This is a genomic window from Crocosphaera sp. XPORK-15E (genome assembly GCF_034931425.1).
In the GTDB taxonomy this organism is placed as follows: Bacteria; Cyanobacteriota; Cyanobacteriia; order Cyanobacteriales; family Microcystaceae; genus UHCC-0190.
The window spans coordinates 38,914-57,827 of the sequence record NZ_JAYGHQ010000068.1; the positions used below are offsets into that span (position 1 = coordinate 38,914).

Annotated in this window: 18 protein-coding genes; 12 read left to right on the forward strand and 6 right to left on the reverse strand. The window is 40.7% G+C overall.

The window, feature by feature from the left end:
• Positions 1-7: 7 nt before the first annotated feature.
• Both VB691_RS25495 and VB691_RS25500 read right to left on the reverse strand, forming a co-directional pair.
• On the reverse strand, positions 8-1,324 hold the full coding sequence (locus tag VB691_RS25495) for a hypothetical protein (protein WP_323294338.1): 1,317 nt from the start codon (positions 1,322-1,324) through the stop codon (positions 8-10).
• A gap of 112 nt (positions 1,325-1,436) precedes the next feature.
• On the reverse strand, positions 1,437-2,261 hold the full coding sequence (locus VB691_RS25500; protein WP_323294339.1) for a hypothetical protein: 825 nt from the start codon (positions 2,259-2,261) through the stop codon (positions 1,437-1,439).
• 219 nt (positions 2,262-2,480) lie between these two features.
• On the opposite strand from VB691_RS25500, the gene VB691_RS25505 reads away from it, so the two are divergent.
• The 3 genes from VB691_RS25505 to VB691_RS25930 all read left to right on the forward strand — a co-directional run bounded on the left by VB691_RS25505 (position 2,481) and on the right by VB691_RS25930 (position 4,419).
• Positions 2,481-2,807 (forward strand): hypothetical protein, encoded by a 327-nt coding sequence (locus tag VB691_RS25505; protein ID WP_323294340.1) that lies wholly within the window; start codon positions 2,481-2,483, stop codon positions 2,805-2,807.
• A 105-nt stretch (positions 2,808-2,912) separates the two neighbouring features.
• Positions 2,913-4,127, forward strand: a complete 1,215-nt coding sequence (locus VB691_RS25510; RefSeq protein ID WP_323294341.1) for a ShlB/FhaC/HecB family hemolysin secretion/activation protein — start codon at positions 2,913-2,915, stop codon at positions 4,125-4,127.
• Positions 4,072-4,419 (forward strand): BamA/TamA family outer membrane protein, encoded by a 348-nt coding sequence (locus VB691_RS25930; protein WP_416245550.1) that lies wholly within the window; start codon positions 4,072-4,074, stop codon positions 4,417-4,419. The genes VB691_RS25510 and VB691_RS25930 overlap by 56 nt, the downstream gene beginning before the upstream one ends.
• Before the next feature lie 73 nt (positions 4,420-4,492).
• Here VB691_RS25930 and VB691_RS25515 read toward each other — a convergent pair whose 3' ends face one another.
• Complete coding sequence (locus VB691_RS25515; RefSeq protein WP_323294342.1) at positions 4,493-6,970, reverse strand: filamentous hemagglutinin N-terminal domain-containing protein; 2,478 nt, start codon at positions 6,968-6,970, stop codon at positions 4,493-4,495.
• Positions 6,971-7,031: 61 nt separating this feature from the next.
• Between VB691_RS25515 and VB691_RS25520 the strand changes: the two genes are divergently transcribed.
• Entirely contained in the window at positions 7,032-8,000 is a 969-nt protein-coding gene (locus tag VB691_RS25520) for a Rieske (2Fe-2S) protein (RefSeq protein WP_323294343.1), read from the forward strand.
• Positions 8,001-8,143: 143 nt separating this feature from the next.
• Here VB691_RS25520 and VB691_RS25525 read toward each other — a convergent pair whose 3' ends face one another.
• Positions 8,144-10,336 carry a CHAT domain-containing protein gene (locus VB691_RS25525; RefSeq protein ID WP_323294344.1) on the reverse strand — a complete coding sequence of 731 codons (2,193 nt, stop codon included), beginning with the start codon at positions 10,334-10,336 and terminating at the stop codon, positions 8,144-8,146.
• A gap of 99 nt (positions 10,337-10,435) precedes the next feature.
• On the opposite strand from VB691_RS25525, the gene VB691_RS25530 reads away from it, so the two are divergent.
• The 7 genes from VB691_RS25530 (at position 10,436) to xseB (ending at position 17,039) form a co-directional block, all read left to right on the forward strand.
• Positions 10,436-10,861: a hypothetical protein gene (locus VB691_RS25530; RefSeq protein WP_323294345.1), complete on the forward strand. Its 426-nt coding sequence runs from the start codon at positions 10,436-10,438 to the stop codon at positions 10,859-10,861.
• The gene (locus tag VB691_RS25535; protein ID WP_323294346.1) at positions 10,848-12,863 is read left to right on the forward strand and encodes a CHASE2 domain-containing protein; all 2,016 of its coding nucleotides are present in this window, start codon (positions 10,848-10,850) and stop codon (positions 12,861-12,863) included. The genes VB691_RS25530 and VB691_RS25535 overlap by 14 nt, the downstream gene beginning before the upstream one ends.
• Positions 12,864-13,054: 191 nt before the next feature.
• Entirely contained in the window at positions 13,055-14,137 is a 1,083-nt protein-coding gene (locus VB691_RS25540) for a tyrosine-type recombinase/integrase (RefSeq protein ID WP_323294355.1), read from the forward strand.
• A gap of 215 nt (positions 14,138-14,352) precedes the next feature.
• Positions 14,353-15,153: a hypothetical protein gene (locus tag VB691_RS25545; protein WP_323294356.1), complete on the forward strand. Its 801-nt coding sequence runs from the start codon at positions 14,353-14,355 to the stop codon at positions 15,151-15,153.
• On the forward strand, positions 15,146-15,592 hold the full coding sequence (locus VB691_RS25550; protein WP_323294347.1) for a GNAT family N-acetyltransferase: 447 nt from the start codon (positions 15,146-15,148) through the stop codon (positions 15,590-15,592). Before VB691_RS25545 ends, VB691_RS25550 begins: the two co-directional genes overlap by 8 nt.
• A 39-nt stretch (positions 15,593-15,631) precedes the next feature.
• Entirely contained in the window at positions 15,632-16,786 is a 1,155-nt protein-coding gene (gene xseA, locus VB691_RS25555) for an exodeoxyribonuclease VII large subunit (protein ID WP_323294348.1), read from the forward strand.
• A 25-nt stretch (positions 16,787-16,811) separates the two neighbouring features.
• Positions 16,812-17,039, forward strand: coding sequence for an exodeoxyribonuclease VII small subunit (xseB, locus tag VB691_RS25560; protein WP_323294349.1), 228 nt, complete (start codon positions 16,812-16,814; stop codon positions 17,037-17,039).
• Positions 17,040-17,078: 39 nt separating this feature from the next.
• Here xseB and VB691_RS25565 read toward each other — a convergent pair whose 3' ends face one another.
• Together VB691_RS25565 and VB691_RS25570 are read right to left on the reverse strand one after the other, a co-directional pair.
• The gene (locus VB691_RS25565; RefSeq protein WP_323294350.1) at positions 17,079-17,732 is read right to left on the reverse strand and encodes a hypothetical protein; all 654 of its coding nucleotides are present in this window, start codon (positions 17,730-17,732) and stop codon (positions 17,079-17,081) included.
• Between the two features lie 4 nt (positions 17,733-17,736).
• Positions 17,737-18,006, reverse strand: coding sequence for a hypothetical protein (locus VB691_RS25570; RefSeq protein ID WP_323294351.1), 270 nt, complete (start codon positions 18,004-18,006; stop codon positions 17,737-17,739).
• Between the two features lie 197 nt (positions 18,007-18,203).
• On the opposite strand from VB691_RS25570, the gene VB691_RS25575 reads away from it, so the two are divergent.
• On the forward strand, positions 18,204-18,689 hold the full coding sequence (locus tag VB691_RS25575; RefSeq protein ID WP_323294352.1) for a hypothetical protein: 486 nt from the start codon (positions 18,204-18,206) through the stop codon (positions 18,687-18,689).
• The last annotated feature ends 225 nt before the right edge of the window (positions 18,690-18,914 follow it).

Here is an 18,914-nt window from a genome sequence, read left to right on the forward strand (position 1 = left end):
CAGAAGATTAAGTAAATTTTAGCTGAACAGGGTAGCCAAAGCCTTTAGATTTTTTCGAGGATTTTTTCTGAGTTGATTTCTGAGGCTTATCGACAAGAACTAACTGAGAAAGTTGATAGGAAACAGACAACCCATCGTTCAATTTGACCAGAATTTTCTCCCCAACTTTTTTTAGCATCTTACCATAATTAACAATCTCATTGTCTTTGACAATCGCCACAGGAGCATTGGGAATAAACTGAGATGCCAGACGAGTAGGGTTGTCAGTTTTTGGAGATGGTTGCGTTGGCTGCACTTCAGTTGGGTTTTCTGTATTAAGCACTGTCGTTGTGGTTGCCACCGCAGAATTGTTAGAGGTTTCGCGGTTAGTTAAGTTTTCTATTTGTTGCTTGAGGGCAGTGATTTCTGATTGATACTGTTGCTCTAGTTGGTTAATTTTTTGGGTTTGTGTAACTAATTTTTCTTCATAGTATTGTTCTTGTTTGAGCCATTGTTGAGAAGTTATCTCATTCTGAGCCACTAACTTGTCTTCATAGTATTGTTGTTGAGAGAGGAACTGGCTTTGAGTGTACTGTTTCTTTTCGGGTTTGAGTAATTTATGGTAATCGTATTCAAGTTCGCCAAGAGCTTCGATGATGTCATCTGTCCAAGGCTCAATTTGGCCTGTAGCTTCACATAGAGGGCGTTGCGCTTTTTGAGCCAATTCAACAGCACAATTTTTAATGGCAACGAGGTCATCTTCGCTGAGTTTCTTCAGTTTTTCTGTGACTAATTGCCAGTCATTTTCTTCGCCTCTTTTTCCCAATTCAAGATACTTTTTGCCACTGCCAGAGAAAAGACATTTGATGGATTTGACTGTGTGTTTAAGCCCATCTTTCCCTTGTGCGATCGCATAGCTCGCCATGTTCAAGGGAATTTTGGTCAGTTGATTGAGTGCGGAAAAGCTCCACTGGGTGATGTCAAAGGCTTCTGCTTGGAACGGTTCGGGCAGTGCGGAGAACCATTGGTAGAAGTTCATGGCCATCTTAATGATCTGAGGATGCCCCGTTGAGCGTCGCCATTCCTTAAACTGGCTTTGAGCTTTTCGGATGTACCGTTTGGGATTCGCTGTTTTGGCAACTTCAACGTAGTAATTCCAGATTTTCCAGGCATCTTCTGCGAGGTTCAGCAGTGTTTCGACTATGGTTCGTCCTAGAAAATTGATCTGGTTTTTGATGTTGGAGGTTAAGGATGGGATGTCGCACTCGTGGAGCGAGACGGCTTTAGGGTGTGATCGGGTTGGAATATTGACTTTAGGCTGATCTTGTAATGCTTGTGTTATCATTTTAGGTATTATTTTGTCGATGTGAGACAGGTGTGCAGCCTGTCCGCTTTTCCTCAATCTTAGTATACAGACACTGCAAAAAAATATCAAGTGACACTACATACCCGGAACTTTATTGAGAGCAACGCCGTTGAATCAACTTGAGAGAAAGTTCTCGAAATTTTGAATGAGAAGAGAATAATTCTTTAACTTTGCCCCGATAATCTTCAATGTTGATGCCTGTTCCTTTAAGGGGGAGTTGTTCTAAGCAAACGCCACGAAAAGATTCTTGCTGTCCATCTAGAGTTTTCCATCTCAGCATTTGTCTCGCCGCCGTTGGTTCCCCTTTGCGGGATTTTTGAATGTCCGAGGTCACGCGGATTTGACTAACACCACAAAAATAATTGTGGTAGCACTCTTTTAATCGAGACTGTAGTTCATCGACTGGTAAATGAAGAGGCAAAATGCCAGTGACTCGGACTGATAATAATTGCTCGACCAAATCTAACGTCTTGTTTTTCGGGGCAACCATCGCCACTACACATAAGGGTGGACGATAAATATCTTCGGTGAGGGTTCCTTTCTGGTCATATCTTTCAAGCAAAGCGGCGGAACAGAGATCAAGTTTGTGGATCTGAGAGAGGATATCCCAAGCATCCGTGTCATTTTGTCCAAGAGTCGAAGATCGGGGGGGATTGACTTCACAAACAAATAACTCAAAGGGTAAATGACCGTAATAACCGCTAGTTTGTTGTCCTTCTAAGTTAGCTTTAACTAATAAATTAAGAGCTTCATAGTAGGTAGTAACACCATGAAAATCAAAGGAACGTGGCTGTTCCTGTTCTAATTTTTCTTTTAGTTCTTGACTTAAATTAGCCGGAAAATTTAAAAAATTGGAGAGGTTAACTATATAGTCTGGGTCTGAATGACAAAAAAGTATCTTAATCGGACGGGCCATATTGGTGTTTGATCAAAAAAAACTAAACAAGATACATGAAAGGGAAGTATTGTCAAGATCTGCTATCCATTAAACCTAAGTCGAATTAACCTCATTATTTAAAGTTGTACATAATTGTGATCCTTATAAAGACTAGCAACAAATTTGATTTGTTGCCAGCCGAGAAACTACAGTATTCAATGCTGCTCAATAAACACCTCCTTGGCTAATTGCACATCAATGATGTATGATTTAACGAACCCTTTAGATCCAGAAACATTTTGTCAAAAATGGATTCCACAATTAACTGGAATACAACCGAATCAAAGAGGATATCGAACGGCTTGTTGTCAATTGCTGAGTTTTCTTTTAGGGAAATCTCAAGGAACTGTTGCAAATTGGTTTTTACAACCCTCGTCAAAAGGGTATCGTCAACCAGAAGAAATTGTCGGCAAATATTTAAGGGCCCTCGATTTAATTTGGGAAATTGAAGCTTTGTTCCCTTCTTCTTTTTATTTATCGCAAGCCAGAGACTACTTGCAGCCTCCTCCAGAAAAATCTGATTGAATCTCCCCAAAAAATACATCATTGATGGATAATAATCGGTATTGGATCTCAATGTTTTCCCTCCTACTCATCAGCTTGATTTCGACTAAGGTTAGAAGTCCTATAATGGCTTCTGAGAGGCCAACCGAAGAAAGATTGATTTTAAGATCTGTGTCAGTGGAAAACTCCACGGTTTTTTCTTCATCAGACTGGGATAAAATTATCAAACCTTATCTTAATCGAGAAGTGGATTTTCCAACCCTTCTGGAATTGCAACGCCAATTGACTGCGCTTTATCGGAACGCGGGATACCCAACGTCTAGGTTTGTCCTTCTAGATCAAGACATCAATAACGCCACAGTCACCTATCAGGCCATTGAAGGAAAACTGGTGAAAATTACCATTGAAGGCTTGTCTCACCTCCAAGATAGCTATATCCGTTCTCGTCTAGAAGCAGCCGCGAGTTCTCCTTTGTCTATGACTAAGCTTCAAGAAGCCCTGGTACTACTACAACAAAATCCTCTGATTGAAACCATCGAAGCTGATTTTGAGGCAGGGGTTATTCAAGGGGAGAGTACCCTGTTAGTGCGTATTGTTGAAGCCCCGCAGATACTGTTAGGAATTAAAGCCGATAATTGGGAAAATCCCCAAATTGGGGCAGTGGGAATGAGTGTTTATGGCAGTAACCTCAATGTTTGGGGATGGGGAGAGCGTCTAGATTTTGAGTATAAACTCACAGAAGATAGAGGACTGGCTCGATTATTTGCGAGTTATACTGTTCCCCTTAATGTTGATGACACAACCCTAAGACTTTATTATCGAGATGATGACACCCGTATCGTTGAAACTCCTTTAGAAGATGTGGGTTTAGTCACGGAAAGTTCTACGTTCTCAGTGGGGGTAACGCAACCCTTAATCAAAAAGCCTAATGAAGAATTGAATATTGACGTGAGTTTAGATATACGTCAATCAGAAAATTTCATTTTTGAAACTATCCCTTTCCCCACGTTTGGGGACTCTAATCGCCTCAATTTATCGGTCTTAAGGTTGTCTGCCTCTTTCTTGAGTCGAACGCCTGAAACCTCTTTTGGGATTAGTTCACAGTTGAGTTTGGGACTAGGAGTGTTGGGCGCATCACCGGAGAGTGATTTGTTGAACACTGACTTTTTTTCCTGGCAACTGCAAGCTCAGTATGCTATTAAACTCAGCGATAATTGGATTTTCTTAAGCCGTTTTCAAGGGCAAGTCACGCCAGATTCCTTGCCCTCTATGGAACAATTTGCCCTTGGGGGGGGTAGAAACCGTTCGGGGGTATCGGCGCAATATTCTTTCTGGAGATAGGGGACTCGCTCTGAGCCTCGAATTTCCCTATACCATTTTCAGGAGTGCAGAGTGGGGCAACCTTTCTGTGTCCCCTTTCTTTGATTGGGGGACAACTTGGAATAGCATCCTTCCGACAGCAGACCCTAACAGCTTAGCCAGTACAGGAATATCATTAGGGTGGGATCTATTTCCGACGGTTAGATTCCAAATGGATTATGGGCTACCATTAATCGAGGTTCCCAGGCTGTCCACAGGTACTTTGAATGATGAGGGACTTAATCTTCAGCTTCAAATTGGCACCACTTTTTAGTGGGACTTGGCTACTTTTTCTGGCTAAAAAGGGGTGAAAGCCTTGCCATCATTTTTTGTCAAAATCCCATTAGTTACGGTTGACAGGATTCTACGACAGATGAAGGATTGCCCTCATTGAGTGTTCCGATCAATTTCCATCCTTCTTCTGTCTTGATGAGTTCTCTGGCTAGTTGTCTACCATTCGGTAAGCGAACATAACTAGGCCTTGCAACATGGGTGTCAGATACAGGAATGAAAAAGGGATTAATCCGATTGCCTTGTGGTAATCCACCAGGCCCAATTATAGTTAAACGAGCCAGATTTTTCGTTTCCTCAGTTAAACAACTATTGGCTAATAGAGATTGCCCGGAAAAATTGAGTGGCAGTGTTGTGATGTCTTGCATTTGAAAAATTTCAGCATCAATATTAATCTCTCCATCAATGCCTAATTGAGAAGCAGCCGAAATCAAACTATCGTAAGAAATTAGAGCCACTTTAGACTGAATATTAATATTGCCTCCATCTCCTAACTGATTAGCTGTTGTAGAAACCCTCGTATTAAAAAGACGAAAATCTTGGGATTCAACAACAAGATTTCCCCCTTCTCCTGATTCCGTTGTCGCCAAAATTTGGCTTTGATTTAAGTTAATCAAAGGAGACTGAATAATAATTGTTCCTGCGGGGGAAAACCCTTGGGTTAATCCTGAAATTTGACTATGATTAAAAGCCTCTAATTGATTTGACGTTATGAGAATATTTCCGCCCACGCCAAGACTTGCTTCTGCTGTTATGTTACCTGAGTTTAAGTGAATTAGCTCAGCCTTTATACTTAAGTTTCCAGCATTGCCACTTCCTTCATTTTTGACAGAAACCGATGCTCCTCCCTGAATTTCAAGTTTTGAGGTATTTAAAATTAGATTACGTGCATCTCCAGAGGGAATAAGGGGTAAAGCAAATGCTTTTTGAATTTCTGGAGAGGCAAGATCAACCGAAGAACTAATTCCTGTAAAAAGGTGTTGATAGGACGAAGATCTGGATAACTCTACTGAATTAGCGGTAATTTGTAAGGTGCCGCCGTTGCCATCGCTTAAAGAAATTGTACTGATTCTAGCTCCATTTTGAACGCGAATTTCTGGGGAGATAATCGTAATATTTCCGCTATTCCCATCTCCGCCAAAACTTCCGGCATTGATAGTAGTAGATAATTCTAAACCAGGGACAACTCCCGACATATTTAGGCTTTGCTGAAGATTTATTTCGATATCTCCTCCTTTAAGCCCGTTTCTAGAACCAGCCGTGATCGCGGCTCCATTCTGAAGGTTCAAGTTCTTAGCTTCAATAAAAGTATTCCCCGTTTGTCCAGTTCCGACTGTTCCCCCTGTGGAAGAAATTCCACTAAAAGCTGCTAAATTTAACGGAGAAAATCCCAGTAAATTAATCGTTTCTTCTGCTTTAATCTGGATATCTCCTGCTGACTCTTTGGAAAAATTTCTATTGCCAATAATTCCCCCTGCTTGGATGTTAATATTTTGAGCTAAAATATTAAGACCCCCCCCTTGCCCCTGGTCTAAGTTTTCAGTTGTTATGCTACTTCGCCCAATGGCAAATGGAGAAGATGAATTCAAGACTTCATCGGAGAGGTGCAAATTCCCTTTCGCCAAAACAGAAATATGACCGGCTTGAGAATTCCCCAACGTCCTTGATAAGACAAACCCCCCTTGATTTAGTGAAATATCTTTTCCATAAATAACAATAGAACCCTCTCGAAATGAATTAACATTAACAAAACCTAAGTTAGTAATCGTTATATCAGCCAAATTTTGAAGAACTTTATTATCAAGTATTTCTAAATTTTTACTCTGGTTTAAGTTAAAAAACCCCTCTTGTATGGCTCCTAGTTGAATGTAACCATCGTTGGCTGTAATAATTCCCCCATCTAGAATGATTTCCCCTCCTAATAAGGCTAAGGTATTGCCAGGATTAATTTGTAAACCTGGATGGGGAGGAACAATTAAGGGAGTTAAAAAAGGAATTTCTGCGACTTGATGACCGTTTCCTTGAACCGTAATAGCTCCTGGGGATGAAAAGCTGAAACCGATGGGGTTAGTATTAGAAAAAAAAGAGGATTCAGAAGTGGTAGCAAATTGACTGCCATCTTGAAAAACAATTTTATTGGCGGTGGTAGCAAAAAAAGACCCTCCTAAATTTAAAACCGCCTGAGAGCCAAAAATAATCCCATTGGGGTTAACAAAAAACAGATTAGCTGTCCCATTTGCTTTGAGCAGTCCGTTGATATTTGAGGGACTTCCTCCCGTTACGCGAGTGAAGATATTTTGAATAAAAGTCGGATTCTTAAAGTAGGCTTCGGCTCCCCTTGGAAGAGAAAACTCTTGAAAACTGTGGAATAAATTAGTTCCTGAGAGAGTTCCTCCTTCAAGAAGTAAAGTATTTTGATGAGGATGAACCCTTGAGTTATTGGGTAAGGTCTGATCGGGAATAATTTGGGCCATCAGAGAGGATGGTATCCCCAGACCCCATAATGTTAAGATAATAACTCGTAAATTTGTCATGTTTGCTGCTTTCATCAAAAATTCAACTGTCGTTTCAAAGTTTATATTTTAACTGGATAAGATGAACCCCATATTACCTGGTGCGCCCTGGCTAATCGCTCATAAATCTATGTTGGGCATAAATCGTCCCCAAAAAATTGCACTTAATGGAATAGATTATGTACTCTGGCAAAATCCAGAGGGAGAAGTATTTGCCCTAAATAATGTTTGCCCTCATCTGCAAGCCCCCTTGTCACAAGGGTGGATTTGTCAGGAGAGAAACACCATTGTTTGTCCTTTTCATGCACAGGAATTTAATAAAGAGGGAAAACTTTATCAATCTAATCGGGTTTCTTCGTCCCCTATGGTAGAGGTGTTAGATATTGTCTGTCGCGGTGACTATATTTGGAGTTATGGGGGTTGGGAGCCAAAGGTGTCAATTCCCGATTTAATTGAAAGAGTCTCTACGGGATTTAAGTTCGTCGGAATTGTTGAAAATGACAGTTTAGATGGAGATTTTTTAAGTCATCTTCTCATTAATTATGATTATAATCATGTAAAAGGCACTCATCGAGATTTATTTACGCTGGAAAAATTTGAGATTTATGATTATCAGAAAAACGGGGTTAATCTTCAATTAAAACAAAAAATTATTCGAGCAGAAGATTCGTGGCAAGAATTGCTAAAAAATCCTGTCGCTCTGATTTTACCTAAAACGTATGTGAATCAACTTGAATATAGTTTTCCTTCATTAACTTCGTTGGTGGGGACTTATCCTTTCGGAAAAGCTTTACAAATTAATGTTCTCTATCCTGAAACTGAGAAGAAGACTAAAGCTTTTATTTTAGTCTTTGCTCAAGCCCATCCCCTTATAATTACCTTGTTAAAAAATTTACTGCTCAAAAGTGTCGCTCAACTATTTAAGCAAGACATTGATGCTGTTAAAAGTTTGTATCCTCAAGCCCCCCCGCGCATCAAACTCCCCCATGAGGAGATTATGTTTGAGGCGAAAAAGCTTTATTTAAACTGGAGCCAAGAGAAATTTGATTAAACTCTCTTATGACTTGGTTAAGTCCGAAAACTTTATGAGATGAGGCGTTATCATCATAATTATAATCTGTTACCCTATTTGATTGTCAGGGGAATTATCAGGCTTTGGTGGCATAAATTTTTGAGTCACTTTTTCAGCAAACCCTAATTAATTAAAAATAGATAAGCTGACCAAAATCTGGGATGGGATAAAGATGCTGACTGAATCAATTTGATTTGGGATTGTCGTAGAGATTCAAGGGGCGATGAATCTTTATTCCAAGTTTGATAAAAGTTGACCATCAATTGAGATGTGGCTGAATCAGAGACAAACCAAAGTGTACCTAATACGGAAGGAATCTTAGCTCGTATAGCGACTCCTGCCATCCCCAAAACTGCTTGGTCATTGCCGACGGCTGTTTGACAACCTGACAAAGTTAAAAGCTGAATCGGGGCCTTTCTAGCCCGTAAAAGTTTCTCAAATTCTTCTAAAGAAAGTAATCCGGTTCCTGTTTGAATAAAACTTTTTTCAAAAGAACCAAAATTCGCATGAGAAGCTAAATGTAAAACCGTATATTTTTGAGACTTCAGAGCTTCATCAAATTGTTGAAAACTAAACTGGTCATCTAAATAAGCCTTTCCGCCAACAAAGTTGATAATTTGTAAGACTTCCGATTGAACAAAAGGGAGTGGCGTTTGAAATCGTTCACTGCTTTGAGTGGTTCCAAAAAAAACGGGAAAAACTGTCTCTAAAGTGTTATTATTCGACACTTCTAACCCTAAAGAATAAGCAATCTGATAAGACTCAATCAGATATTGATGTTTCCAAAGGGCTGTCATCGGGACTGACCAAAGAACACCATCATTGACAAAGATTAACGTTTTGATTCCTTGTAATTCTTCTGTCCAAGGTGCAATTAACCAATCATAGAAAAGTTCGGCGGTTGCACGAAAATTAAAGGTAAATTCATCTTCTAAATTAATTCGCCATTCCCTGATTAAAGATTCCAATTTAGCTTGGGGAATTTTGATGACGCGGTGGCGGTATTGCCCGTCTGAAAATTCGAGGATTTCGTGTAACGCATCAGGAAGAATAATGGTATAGATAATGACTTGATTGGGAATTGTTTGGGGAGATTTTGAGGATTCTAATTGACAAGGATGGCCAAAATAGGATTCTAGTTCTGCCAATTGAAATTGTTGCTTAATACCAATGGCTTTTTTTAAATTTTTCTGAGTAGGAGATTTTAATAAAACCCCAAGTAATTCTCGATATAATGGATTCGTTTTGGTTTGAAAAGCTAATTGAACGCTTCTTGTCCCTGATGCTAACTGTTTTCTTAACTCTTCAGTCGAATTGATGGCTTGATGATAATATTTGAGAGCGTTTTGAGGTTGCTCTAATTGATTAAATAATCGTCCTAAATCCCATTGAATTTGAGACAAAAGTTCTAAATTTGATTGAGCAACAAAACCATAAGCTTTCAGGGTGCGCTCAAGGGCTTTTTCATAATTCCCCTCTTTTTCTAGAACTTGTGCAGATAATCGCTCCACTTGGGCTAAGAGAATAGGGTGGTTAAGGGTGATGGCCACCGATTCGGCCAAGGGTAATGCAAGGGGATTGAGTTGACTAATTTCTAGTAGTTGTAAGCCTTTGTGAAAAGAATCGGGTAATTGTTTTAAGATGTCTAAGGCCGATTGTACCCCGTTTGGCTCTCCGAATTTGGCCCACCGTATCCAACTTTGTGCTGCATTTAAAGAAACTTCATCAGAGGCTAGAGCAATAGCCCTTTGAGCGATTTTTTTTCCTTTTTCAAAAGCCTCAGCCCCTTGAAGTTTTAAGGACTCTTCTTCTAAGTCGCCTTCTAAGGCGGCTGAAGAAGCCCGTTGTTGTTTTTGCTGTGCTAGTTCTTGATAAGCCAAGCTGAGATGATTCAGGACAGCCAAATTTTCAGGCACTTTTTCATAAGCGGCGATCGCTTGCTCAAAATCCCCTTTGGCTAAAGCCAGGTTCCCTTCAATGCCTTTGGCAAAAGGGGTCAAGGTGGGAAACGGGGAACTCAAGAGATTCCCTTGCTCCCAAGCCTGAGAAGCTTGATGTATAAATCCTAGCTCTAAGTAAGCTTGAGCCAGCATGAAATAAGCCCTTCCTTTGAGATTTTGATGAGGAGTATTCTCGATAACTTGTTGCCATAAAGCGATAGCGGTGGTCGTCTGGCCTTCTTGCCACTTCAAAGAAGCTTGTTCATACAAAGAAGCTGGCGATTGTCCCCAAGTGGGTAGATGGCATGATATTGAGAGCAAAATGCCTAAGACAAAAATGGAGAGGACTTGAATCAACCTTGGAAATGGGAACATAGATCAGTTAAATTAATCACAGTGTTTTTTTTAATTGGGTAAAACTATTTTCAAGAATAAATGTACTATTTTGGGTTAACAATTTTAATGCTATTGATCTTGAATGGTCCCCCAGTGGTAGCAGGATATCGACAACAAGAGCAAAGAGAGCGAGATAAATCTGAACGAGTTTCTGCTCAAGGAACAAGAGGTTGTCCCTTTCCTCAAGGAGAACTTTATTTAGAATCTTCCTCAGAGAATTACTTAGTCATCAATCCGACAAATCCGCAAGTCGCCCTTCATGTTACGTCTCCTAATACAGAAAGCTTTCAACAAACGGTTAAAGTTAGTTTAGTGGATTCCGAAACCCTGGAAACAAAATTTCTCCAAGAATATTTAGTCAAGGGAGCTTCCCAAATCTTAATTGCGCCTGATTTTGTTGTGAGTCGTCCTCATATTTTAAGTGCTGGATTGATTTGTAATCCCCAACGGCCAAGCACCACCAAAAGTTTAAGAATTTTGCTAGTTCCTGATGAGAAAAATTAAAGAATTTTTTGTCCCAATTGTGGTGGGATTAGTCTCAAGTTCAGTGGTTTTAGGGGTGAGAGCTACTGGACTCCTTCAAGTTTGGGAGTGGGCAGCTTACGACCGTTTTGTTCAAGGGAAACCCTCTGGGCCAATAGAGGAGCGTATTGTTTTAGTGGGGATTTCGGAAGAAGATGTGCAAAAAGCGAAAACTTACCCCTTTAGCGATGGTTTATGGGCTGAGTTTCTCAAAAAACTGGAAGCTCAACAACCCAGAGTGATTGGACTAGACATCTTTCGAGATCAACGAGTGCCACCAGGGTCGGCAGATTTAGAGAAAGTGTTCAAAACCCAACGAAACCTGATTGGGATCGCCAAACTCCCTCCTTCACCAGTTCCACCCCCCCCAATCCTGAAAGAAAAACAACAGTATGGGGATGTATCAGGCAGTCCCGATCTTGATGGAGTGAACCGTCGCGCTTTTCTTTACCCGATTTCCGAACTGGGAAATCCCGATTCAGAGATTCCGTCTTTTGCCCTGAAACTATCTTATCTCTATTTAAACAAAGAGGGAATTGTTGATCAAAACAGCACCCTTAATCCCAAATGGTTGCAATTAGGAAAAGCCCATTTTCGTCCCTTTGAGTCTCATGATGGTAGTTATGTGGGAGCAAATTCAGGTGGCTACCGAATTTTAATTAATTGGCGCAAACCCCCTCAACAGTTTCGAGAAGTTCAATTTTTTGATGTGATCGACGGGAAAATTCCGTCAGGTTTTTTTCAAGATCGTCTGGTTATTGTGGGGGCTAGTGGACTCTCGTTTAATGATTTCCATGAAACCCCGTTTACCGCAGCTTCACAAGAAACTGTTCGGGGAATCGATCTTCATGCTCAAGTGGCTTCTGGTATTATCGGTGCTGCCCTGGGAGAACGTTCTTTAATCCAAGTCATTCCTGACTTTCTTGAGGTAATTTTGACAGTCGCCTTCGCCGTTGTTAGTGCTTTGGTTCTTTGGAAATGGCCTTCTGTGCCTAAACATTTAATAGCTGCTTCTCTTAGCATCGGCTCTACATTTTCAATTGTCTTAGTGCTGTTATCTTATCTGGCATTTTTGGGTTCGTGGTGGATTCCCGTTGTTCCCAGTCTGATTGCTGTTTGGATCGCTTGTACCCACACCGCTTACTTCCTTTATAGCGATCAATTGAAGAAAATTAATGACAATTTAGAAAAACTTGTTCAGGAGAGAACCGAAGATTTAAGAATAGCGCACCAGCAAATTCTCAAAGAAGAAAAGCTGGCAATTACTCAGAAACTTATTGACACCTTAGAACGGGAAATTACTTCTCCGGCTAACAATCTAGATCTCGTTTTACGTTCGCTTGAACAACTCAGTCACTTAGCGACTAGCTTAAATTTTGATGAAAGTCAGCAAGAATTGCTCAAAAGTATTACAGCACAGATTAAACAGTCTCAACAATATTTGTCAAGGTTAAATTTTATTTTTGGAAGACAACCCCTTTTGCAAGAACGTATTCCCTATGAATTAGTGTCCGATGCGAATCTCGATAAATTACTGGAAACAACGATTGAATTTAATAAAAAAATTGTCAACCAAAAATATTTTTGGACTCAAGAGTCTTTGTCGATTTATTATTCCTGTCGTCTTCACTGGCAACTCTCGACTGATTTCAATTTTCGTCGATATTTGGTGTACATTTTGTCCCATTTGTTTGAAAATGCGATTGAATCGATAGATGCTAAAAATCCTCAAGCGGGGGGATGGATTAAAATTTGGATTACGGGAGAAAAAGATGCCTTAATAATTGAAGTTAAAGATAATGGAATCGGGATGATTTCTGAGGAAAGGGAGCGAGCTTGTGAGCCTTTTTTTTCTCGTAAAGATAGAGTCGGGTTGGGTTTATATTTTTGTCAAGAAATCATCAAAAAATATGCTGGAAGAATGACTATCAATAGTGAAAAAGATATCGGAACTGAAATTAGAGTGGACTTTCCTTTAACTTAGGAAATCTTGATTCAACACCGTTAATCTCCTTAAACTACCCTCTGTCACCCCGTCAGTCTATGGACAGGTAACAACGAATCGTTGTGGTTTTGGGGGTAGGTTAAAAGAGTCCGATAAACGTCGTTATCGGACTGTTATTCATGCTAGGATCTAGTCAATATGCGATGTTCCTCCTCTCCCCCACCCCTGCCATGTCGGCCCTTATCCCCCTCCCCTCTGTCAAGCCCATTCTGGCTCACCCGCCCCAAATTCTGCACTTTTTTGATGAGTTTTTAGCAACGGACGTAGGAGAAGGAGCCGCCGCGTCCGATACCCTGAGAACCTATCGCTGTCACCTCAAACAATTTCTAAATTGGTGTCAAACCCACCAAGTTCACCCCATTGAAGCCACTTTTGCCCAATTAAAACAATACCGTCATTGGCTAATAGAAACCCAACAATACCAACAAACCACCATTTCCCTAAAACTCAGTGTTCTGCGTCGTTTTTACGATGCTTTACTGGAAAATGACTACATTAACAGCAATCCGGCCCTCAGACTCAGACCCCCCAGAGAAGTCAAAGACCCCGCCGCACGGATCAATTACCTGCAAAATGACGAAATGTATCAATTATTGGATGCCTTGCCAGAGGATAATTCTGTACAGGGGTTACGCGATCGCCTGTTAATTTCTATCATGGTACTCGAAGGTTGCCGCACCGTAGAAATGCACCGAGTCAATGTGGGAGATATTGTTAAAGATGGCCCCAATGTGGGCTTACGAGTGTGGGCCAAACGGAGCATTCGGGTGGTGCCATTAACCCCAGAGTTAGGCCAGTTGCTGAGGCGTTACTTGGCCGCGAGAAAAAAGGCCGGGGAAAATTTAACCCCGGATACTCCTGTGTTGATCTCGGTGGCTTACGGGAGCAAAGGAGAACGGTTGAGTCGGCGTTCGGTGAGGCGCATTGTCGATAAATATTTAGGGGCGATCGGCTTAAAAGATGTACCCCGCCCAAAAACCCAAGCCCAGAAACGGTTAAAGGGTGATTCAAGCTCTCCCCCACCAACCCCAAGGGCAAAAAAGTCCCGTCATCAGTCCCAACCTAGAAAATTGAGCGCACATTCTCTGAGACACACCGCAGGGACGTTGGCCTTGAGGACAGGGGCTTCTTTACGACAAGTTCAAGATTTACTCGGTCATGCCGACCCCAGAACCACCGTTCTTTATGCCCATATTGGCGATCGCTGGGTGAATAATCCGGCCCTGCAACTAGAAAAGCGAGGTTTCGGGTAAAATGATGGAAAGGAGAGAGTTCAAGGGGAAAGGCCATCGCTCAATATCGAAGGAAAAGAAGTTCAGCCAAAGACACTTTTAATGACACAGATTTTGATGAACTGCTGTCACAATCTCAAGGGGCAGCGGTGGCAGAGGCTGACGCGGTAGTGGAGCAGTTCGACAAGCTCACTGTTCCACTTGTGGAAACTCATGGCGTTCGCCAAGGGGTTGAGATGGTGAGTCCAGAAACCGAACGGCCATCAAAACAGAAGGAGTTTGAACCTCTAACACCGTCAGAACAATCCGAAAAGCAGCATTTAGAAAATTTGGTAATTGGGGCAGTCTGGACGGCGGGGTTCGCCTTACGGCAATTACGGGACAAACGATTATATCGAGATACTCACTCCAGTTTTGAGCAATATTGTCGAGAGCAATTCGGTCACACTCGTCAAAAGTCCGATTATTTGATCGTCGGAGCAACTATCTACGAAAATCTGACAACGAATCGTTGCCAAATTTTACCCACCACCGAATATCAAGTCAGACCCTTGGGGGTGTTAGATCCACCTGTTCAGGTACAAGCGTGGTCAGAGGCAGTCACCATAGCTTCAGGAAAAGTGCCAACGAGTCGCATTGTGAGACAGGTGGTGCGAGAATTAACCAGACAGCCGAGGGAAAATCCCTTTGAACTAGGGGAAGTGGTGGGGATTTTGGCCAAAGATAATCCCCAGTTACGCTCTCAAAATGGCTGTTGGGCCATTTTGACAGGCATTTCAAAAGCCACTTGTGACCTCCAGACGTGGAATAGTGAATTAGAAGAGATTGAGATCGAGTATTTGCAAGAGTTGGATTATAGCGAATCCGATTGTGAAGTGATCCAAAAGCTTCATGAGCGGATTCAGCGATTACAAGAATCATCAGAATTGGAAGGAATGGCCAAAGGTGTTTTGAAACTACTGGGGAAAATTGATCGTCCTTACTTGACCCCCCTAGAAGAACAAATGCTTAAAATTTTGGAAAAAGCTTATGAGTGAACTGATCAAAAGATGTCGTTTACGTCAAGCTATTCCCCAGGATATTTGGGCAATTAGAGGGTTAGTATTGGGGGCATTTCTTGACCCCACACAGTTACGGACAGAACAATTTTGGGTGATTGAGTTAGAGGGAAAAATTATCGCTTGTGGTCAGTTACGCACCTTTGAAAACGCTCTTGAATTGGGGAGTGTTGTGGTTAAACAATCCTATCGAAATCAAGGCTTAGGGAATTATTTGACGAACCATTTGATAGAGCAAGCAAAATGTCCCTTGTATCTGGAATGTTTGGGGGATTCACTTAAAACCTTTTATCAACGGTTTGGGTTTGTTGAGGTTAACTTTCAAGATATTTCTCCCTCATTACCCCAAAAATTTGGGTTAACAAAAACCATTACTCAGTGGTTAAGATTACCTCTACATATCATGATCTTGAAATGAGGAATTTTGAAGGAAACAATTCAACAGACAAATTCTTTTATGTCGAACTCAGGTTTAGAAACGGCCTTATCTGTAGCAGGTGTGACGCAATATATCCAATCATTGTTAGAAGATGATCCACAATTGATGGAACTGTGGGTAACAGGAGAAGTGTCGAGTCTAAACGCCCATCGTGTTGGGTTATTTTTTACCCTAAGTGATAGTGAGGGTAAAGCCACCATCAAATGTGTAGTATGGAACTCCCAGAAAAGCCAGTTACAAGAGTTGCCAAAACTGGGGTCAGAGATCTTAGTCAAAGGGAGTGTGCGTCTTTATCCGAAGAAGGGAGAATATCAACTAACCGTCTATCAAGCCAAAGCCACAGGAGAGGGACTGCTTGCACTGCGCTATCAACAGCTAAGAACAAGACTTGCTCTAGAAGGATTATTTGACTTAGAGATAAAGCGTCCCCTTCCCCCTTATCCTCAAACGATCTCCGTCGTGACAGCAGCAACCGCCGCCGCTTGGGGGGATATTCAACGAACCCTGATCCAAAGAAATCCAGGGATAAGGGTTTTGTTTTCCCCTGCAACCGTTCAAGGAAAAGAGGCTCCCTATTCCATTGTGGAAGCCATTGAACGAGTAAATCTTGATGAACGGGCAGAGGTGTTAATTTTAGCCAGGGGGGGTGGAGCCGTCGAAGATTTATGGTGTTTCAATGATGAAAGAGTAGTCAGAGCCATTGCAGAGAGTACCATTCCGGTGATTACAGGCATTGGACATCAACGGGATGAAACCTTAGCAGATTTAGTAGCAGATGTAAACGCTCATACTCCCACCGCCGCCGCAGAAATCGCCGTTCCTTCTTATGACGCTTTAAGAACAGAACACCAGCAGCGTCAAGGGCGTTTAGTAGCCAGTCTTGAGAAGCGACTTAAGAAAGAAACAGACAAGATAGAACAATTAAAAACCCGTCTCACAAATCTTCCGGTTAATGCTGCCGTCTTACGGGCCGCTACGGTTAAAACTCATCTGTTACAGCAGAAATTACAAGCTCTAGATCCGAAGGCTGTTCTAAAGAGAGGTTTTTCCCTAGTGCGACAAACCGATGGGCAGATTGTTCGAGAGGGGGCGCAGTTGAGCAATGACCAAGAATTAATCATACAATTACCCCAAGGTTCCATTAAAGTTAAAGTGACGGAAATTTTGTCATAATTACTGAAAGGTTATTATTGCGATTATGGATTCTCTCAACCAACATAAAGACCCTTGGAATTATGAAGCATCGGTGGCCGAAGTTGAGGCGATTATAGAAAACCTTGAATCAGGGGACTTACCGTTAAATACGGTTTTTTCTCAATTTGAAGTCGCAGTACAACAGATTCGTCAATGTGAACAATTCCTAAATCAAGGCAAAGAACGGATGGATTTGTTGATTGAAACCTTAGAAGAAGATATCGAGTTTTGATAATTAAAGGAAAAACTCCTCACCTCTCATTCGGGTCAGTTAATTAAGCCAATCAGCCGCTTTGATATGTCGTCGAATTTTGCGAAGAATCTTAGTAAGCTGCTGCCGATAATTTTTGGGAAGAGTATCTTGAGATAAAATGGGTTGAAGGGGAAAAATTTGATACTTGGTGTTAAGAATCAGTAGTTCATACTCAGACAAAATATCTAGTAAAAACCGTTTTAGCTGCTCATAGAAAATCAGGTCATGATGATTTTGAGGGTCGATGATTTCTGTCGTATCTGAATCTAAAGAGTGAGGAACTTGCTCTCGGTGAAGTTGAAAAATGATGCGATTAAATTGAGAGTCAGTTAAATGGAATTGCTGCTTAATTTCTGAAGAAGTTGGTTGACGATGATGTTGTTGGAAAAAAGAGCGAGTAAATTTTTTGATTTTAAGGACAAGACTTTGAGGAGAAACATAACAACCTTGTTGTTTTTGGAGAGAGTGTAAATGTTGTTGAAAACATTGCTTAAGTCCATACCAAGACAAGTGATTTGTCTGAAAAAATCGGTGAGAGTAAGCCCAAAGTATGGCTTCTTGAAGTAAGTCTTCTTTCTCTAAGGAAGGATTGGTAAAAGAATGCTTTTGATAGTATTGATTGACTGAATGGGTTAGAGGTTCAAGAACAGCAAAATTAAGAGAATTAGTCATGATTTTATTGGGATTCAAGATTAGTGATATAACCAGAACGAAATACAATGGCGACTAATTGAGAGGTAGTGCTAACGCCAAAAAGCTTTTTTAATTGAGCAAGATGGTAACGGTAAGTGGATTCTTTAATACCCAGTTCTTTGAGAATATCTTGCTTAGATACAGCATGAGTCAACTGAAAAATGAGTTGATTTTGCCGTGGGGTTAAACAGAAATTTTCCCAGAATGGCTTAAGGGAAGAATCGGATTCAATAACTAAAGAGGTTTGCTTCATGAAAATTGAAAATTAAAACTAATAAAGAGCCAACTGAATCATCAATTTGACTGTGATGAGTTAATCAATGATGGCTTCAGGCGAGGGGATTGTGGTTTTGATTATGACAGGTTGTGAAATTTTTGTCAGTCTTTTTTTTTATAGTCTTTTTTTATGGTATAAAAAGATTATTAAAAGTAATAAGAGGAGTAAAAATTATGATAAGTATTACCAGGGAAATAAAGGCAACAGATTTTACGGAAGGGGAGAAAGACCTGATTCGCCTAATTTCAAGAGGAATATTAAACAGTAAAAACCTCGCCCGACAAAGACAGGTTTCCCCTAACTCAATCGAACAGAGTTTAGTGATAATTCGGGGAAAGATGCGCTCAAAAAACCGCCTAGAATTAGCTTTTTCACTGTGTGAGTCGAATTTATTAGAAAAATTGTCAGAGGAAGAAAAGCAATTTTATCAAAAATTAGAATGGAGTGCTAAAGAAATAGAAATTATCAAATTATTGTTGAAGTTAAATGTAAACTTTGATTACGAAATAAGTAGTCAAAAATTAAAAATTAGTCCATCAACCCTGAAAAAACATCTAAAAGGAATCAGGAGTAAATTACATTGCAGCAATCTTGGTGAATTAGTCATAAAAATTTATCAAGCCTCATTGATAAAAAGCTTGAATCTTGAAGAAGTTTAACTTTTATAAACCGAATTAATTAATTATCAATGGATAATTGACAATTGACAATTATCCATTGATAATTAACCCCGACTCTGATAAATTTCAACCCAATTGCGAGAAGCTGGTAAAAGAGAATTACCATTAATTCCGATAGGAATATTCCCATCAATTTTAGAGGCAGACCCCAATACTGCTCGGTTAAGCGAGGAGGGAATCACAGTTCGCGTGTAATTTTCGCGA

Excerpts from the sequence above, each read along its gene's own strand:
- VB691_RS25495 (WP_323294338.1), bottom strand. The coding sequence starts at position 1,324 with ATGATAACACAAGCATTACAAGATCAGCCTAAAGTCAATATTCCAACC.
- VB691_RS25500 (WP_323294339.1), bottom strand. The coding sequence starts at position 2,261 with ATGGCCCGTCCGATTAAGATACTTTTTTGTCATTCAGACCCAGACTAT.
- VB691_RS25505 (WP_323294340.1), top strand. The coding sequence starts at position 2,481 with ATGATGTATGATTTAACGAACCCTTTAGATCCAGAAACATTTTGTCAA.
- VB691_RS25510 (WP_323294341.1), top strand. The coding sequence starts at position 2,913 with ATGGCTTCTGAGAGGCCAACCGAAGAAAGATTGATTTTAAGATCTGTG.
- VB691_RS25515 (WP_323294342.1), bottom strand. The coding sequence starts at position 6,970 with ATGACAAATTTACGAGTTATTATCTTAACATTATGGGGTCTGGGGATA.
- VB691_RS25520 (WP_323294343.1), top strand. The coding sequence starts at position 7,032 with ATGAACCCCATATTACCTGGTGCGCCCTGGCTAATCGCTCATAAATCT.
- VB691_RS25525 (WP_323294344.1), bottom strand. The coding sequence starts at position 10,336 with ATGTTCCCATTTCCAAGGTTGATTCAAGTCCTCTCCATTTTTGTCTTA.
- VB691_RS25535 (WP_323294346.1), top strand. The coding sequence starts at position 10,848 with ATGAGAAAAATTAAAGAATTTTTTGTCCCAATTGTGGTGGGATTAGTC.
- VB691_RS25540 (WP_323294355.1), top strand. The coding sequence starts at position 13,055 with ATGTCGGCCCTTATCCCCCTCCCCTCTGTCAAGCCCATTCTGGCTCAC.
- VB691_RS25545 (WP_323294356.1), top strand. The coding sequence starts at position 14,353 with ATGGTGAGTCCAGAAACCGAACGGCCATCAAAACAGAAGGAGTTTGAA.
- VB691_RS25550 (WP_323294347.1), top strand. The coding sequence starts at position 15,146 with ATGAGTGAACTGATCAAAAGATGTCGTTTACGTCAAGCTATTCCCCAG.
- xseA (WP_323294348.1), top strand. The coding sequence starts at position 15,632 with ATGTCGAACTCAGGTTTAGAAACGGCCTTATCTGTAGCAGGTGTGACG.
- xseB (WP_323294349.1), top strand. The coding sequence starts at position 16,812 with ATGGATTCTCTCAACCAACATAAAGACCCTTGGAATTATGAAGCATCG.
- VB691_RS25565 (WP_323294350.1), bottom strand. The coding sequence starts at position 17,732 with ATGACTAATTCTCTTAATTTTGCTGTTCTTGAACCTCTAACCCATTCA.
- VB691_RS25570 (WP_323294351.1), bottom strand. The coding sequence starts at position 18,006 with ATGAAGCAAACCTCTTTAGTTATTGAATCCGATTCTTCCCTTAAGCCA.
- VB691_RS25575 (WP_323294352.1), top strand. The coding sequence starts at position 18,204 with ATGATAAGTATTACCAGGGAAATAAAGGCAACAGATTTTACGGAAGGG.